Source organism: Massilia sp. P2_C2, assembly GCF_056404615.1.
The window spans coordinates 1-1732 of sequence record NZ_JBFUDR010000565.1 but is presented as its reverse complement, the minus strand read 5'-3'; the positions used below and the strand labels follow the sequence as shown (position 1 = coordinate 1732).

At 67.1% G+C, this 1732-nt stretch carries 2 protein-coding genes; both read left to right on the top strand.

Translation table 11 applies throughout. The annotated features are described in order from the left end of the window. Window positions 1-329 precede the first annotated feature (329 nt). A complete protein-coding gene (locus AC1DYX_RS30870) occupies window positions 330-779 on the top strand; it encodes a MarR family winged helix-turn-helix transcriptional regulator (protein WP_477265997.1) in 450 nt (149 codons plus the stop codon). An 83-nt stretch (window positions 780-862) separates the two neighbouring features. Continuing rightward, window positions 863-1636, top strand: coding sequence for a 2-oxo-tetronate isomerase (otnI, locus tag AC1DYX_RS30865; RefSeq protein WP_477265995.1), 774 nt, complete (start codon window positions 863-865; stop codon window positions 1634-1636). The last annotated feature ends 96 nt before the right edge of the window (window positions 1637-1732 follow it).

Genomic DNA, 1732 nt, shown 5'->3' with positions numbered 1-1732 from the left:
CGTGCAGGGCGCGCCGGCCACGGGCCAGCGTAGCGGCGGCAACGGCGGCAACGGCGGCAACAACGGCGGCGCACGTGCCGGCCAGCCGGGTGGCCGTAATGGCGGCAACGGTGGTGGCGGCCGCGGCCAGGGCCGTGGTCCGCGCCCGGCGGCCCGTTCCGGCGGCGACCGCTGACGCAGGCGGGGGCCCCTGCCCTTGCACGAGCCGGGACACCATGCCCGGCTTTTTTGTGGCCTGCCTAGATATTTGCGCACTCAAGTACTTGCAAATCATTGCATTCGAGTTCATACTTGATCAATCAAGTATTTGAAGTATCTGGAGAACCGCCATGACCTCGACCGTACCCCCCGACACCCTCACCACCGAGTTCTGCCTGCGCCTTGCGCGCGCCTGGGCGACGCTCGTGCGCCGCCTCGACAGTGCCCTCGGCGGCCACCACGGCATCAGCTTTGCCGACTACCAGCTGCTGCTGAACCTGCAGCGCGCGCCGGGCGGACGCCTGCGCCGCGTCGACCTGGCCGAACGGCTGGGCCTGACGGCGTCCGGCGTCACGCGCTCGCTGCTGCCGCTGGAAAAAATCGGCCTCGTCACGCGCCAGAGCGACCCGCGCGATGCGCGCGTCGGCTATGCGCTGATCACGCCGACGGGCGCCGAGCTGGTGACGAACGCGACGACCGTCGTCGACAACATCAGCCGCGGCATGCTCGGCGGCCCCGCCCGTGCCCAACTGCAGGCCACGTCCGACCTGCTCGCGCAGATCGCCGGCATCGAACGCTGATCCTGTCGTGGCGGCGCCGCCACTGTCATCGGCCTGATGATGGTTTAGCATAGCGGGTCGCCCCAACCACCACGGGAAACCCTATGCCCCGCTTCGCTGCCAACCTGAGCCTGATGTTCAACGAGCTCGGCTTCCTGGAACGCTTCGCCGCCGCCCGCGCGGCCGGTTTCGACGGCGTCGAGTTCCTGTTTCCGTACGTGTTCGAAGCCGAGCAGATCGCCAGCCGCCTGCAGCGTTATCAGCTGGAACTGGCGCTGCACAATTTTCCGGCCGGAGACTGGGCCGCGGGCGAGCGCGGCCTCGCCTGCGATCCGCGCCGCGTCGGCGAATTCCAGGACACGGTCGAACTGGCGCTGGAATACGCACTCGACCTGGACGTCAAGCGCCTGCACTGCCTGGCGGGCAAGCTGCCGCCGAACGTCCGGCCCGAGCGCGCGCACGCGACCTTCGTCGACAACCTGCGCTTCGCGGCCGCCGCGCTGGCCCCGCACGGCATAGCCCTGCTGATCGAACCGATCAACGATCGCGACATCCCCGGCTATTTCCTGACGCGCAGCGCGCAAGCCGCCGCCATCATCGCGGAAGCGGCCGTGCCCAACCTGTTCCTGCAATACGACATCTATCACATGCAGCGCATGGAAGGCGACCTCGCCAACACGCTGCGCGAACGCCTGCCGCTGATCCGCCACATCCAGCTAGCCGACGTGCCGGGCCGTCACGAGCCGGGCACGGGCGAAATCAATTTCCCCTTCCTGTTCCGCACCCTGGACGAGCTGGGTTATGAGGGCTGGGTCGGCTGCGAATACATACCCAAAGGGGATACGGTAGCAGGTCTCGTCTGGCGCGAAGGCCTTTGAATTGAGCATTTGCAATAACAAAGCCCGACAGGTTTGAAAGAATGGGGACTTTTCCGGCCGGCTAGTGCCGCCCAGAAAGGACCCATGAACCTGCGA